Annotated in this window: 1 protein-coding gene; it reads right to left on the reverse strand. The window is 60.7% G+C overall.

Going from position 1 to position 1634, the window contains the following annotated elements; all coding sequences use genetic code 11:
- The coding region (locus GY725_22185) for an efflux RND transporter permease subunit (protein MCP4006898.1) at window positions 1–1634 on the reverse strand (1634 nt) is incomplete at both ends.

Consider the following 1634-nt stretch of genomic DNA (forward strand, 5'->3'; position numbering starts at 1 on the left):
ACGCCGAACAGCAGCACGAGACCGATCTGGGCCGACGAGTCGTAGGAACTGGTGGTCAACCAGTAGATCATGAACACACCGAACAGTGCCATCGGAAGCGAAGTCAGCACGAGTAGCGGGATCGGGAAGCTTTCGAACAGCGCCATCATGATGATCAGGATGAACGCCGCCGCGAGAATCAAGGTCCACCACAACTCGTCCTCTTCTTCGTCGGTCAGGAACTGCTGCAACGATTCTTCCGCGGTGTACCCGTAGGGCAGGTCCATGCTGTCCAGCACGCGTTTGATGTACGAGGTGCGCATCCGGTCGGTACCGACGTATTCCCAGTTGACGTTGAGCGAGTACCGTTGATTCTCTCGCACGATCTCGTCGGACAGAGGAAGTGTTTGCATCGTGATCAGATCGCCGAGCTGAACTCGTTCACCGTCGGGAGTCGTCAAGACGTGCTGAGCCACGTCCGAGAATTCAATCGAATCGGCATCGTAGAACGATAGCTGGACTCGCTTCTGCTGGCCTTCGACGAGCATCTCCCACGGCGTATCCACGCCGAGCAGCCGCCGGAGGTAGCCGACCACATCGAGTACGGTCAGTCCGTGCTCGGCCAGTACCTCGCGACGCAACGCGATCACGGTTTCGTCGGTGCTTGCGCGCCCGAACCTCTGGGATCCTGAGATCCGTGCGTTACGAACCCGTCGATTCGACTTGACCTTGGCCAGATTCCGCTCGGCAATCTCGGTCAGTCGTTTCGAGTTGTACCCGGTGATCTTGATCAGCGAGTTCAGATTCGACCCGCGCAGATTGCCCTTGATGTACGGCGTCTCCGCGAACCCCCGGATGAAGACTGCCGTTCCGCCCACGCCGTCGGCAACTTCTTCGAGCAGCGACCGGTAGAGAATCGGGATGCCGCTGCGCAGCAGCGAGTCGTCGAACTCGATCTCCATGTACGCCTGGTTGCCGAAGACCTGCGCCGTCATCGTCGCGCCGTCGTGAATCGGCATCAGGCTCGCCTCGAACCCGGCCATCGTCTCCGAGGCGATCCGGATATCCGTCCCCGGGGGCATGCGAAAGAAGACGATCAGATTCTGCTGATCGGGCAGCTTCCAGAAACCACCCTTGATCACCTTTTCTTCGTAGACCGAATGCCCCCAGAACATCAGCGCGACCGCGGCGGGGATCAGCAACCACCAGAGGCTCTGGCTCCACATCACCAGCCGCTGAGGCCAGCTCGGCTTGGTCTCCAGGTCCGGAACGTCCTCGACGAAGGCGTGGAGTGCCGACGGATCGTGGACCTCCACCGTGCCGTCTTCCGAACGGCCGACCATCCGGGTGGCCCAGGTCTGGTTCAGCACGACCGGAATCCAGGCGAAGGCGACGAAGATCGACGCGAACATCGCCGTACCGACGGAGATCGCCAGCGGCACGTAGTACAGCGCGAGACGTCCCGAGAGGAAGATAAACGACAGGAAGGCCACGATCGTCGTCAGGGTCGTGGCCAGAATCGGAAACATGACGTCGGCGGTTCCGGCGACGATCGTCTCCCGCGCAACCTCCAGCTTGGACTTACGGGAGAGATTGGCCTGTTCGGCCCGATGAAGCCCCTGAAGCCGGCGATGGATCGAATCCAGGACGAGGAT

Source organism: bacterium (genome assembly GCA_024226335.1).
Taxonomy (GTDB): domain Bacteria; phylum Myxococcota_A; class UBA9160; order SZUA-336; family SZUA-336; genus JAAELY01.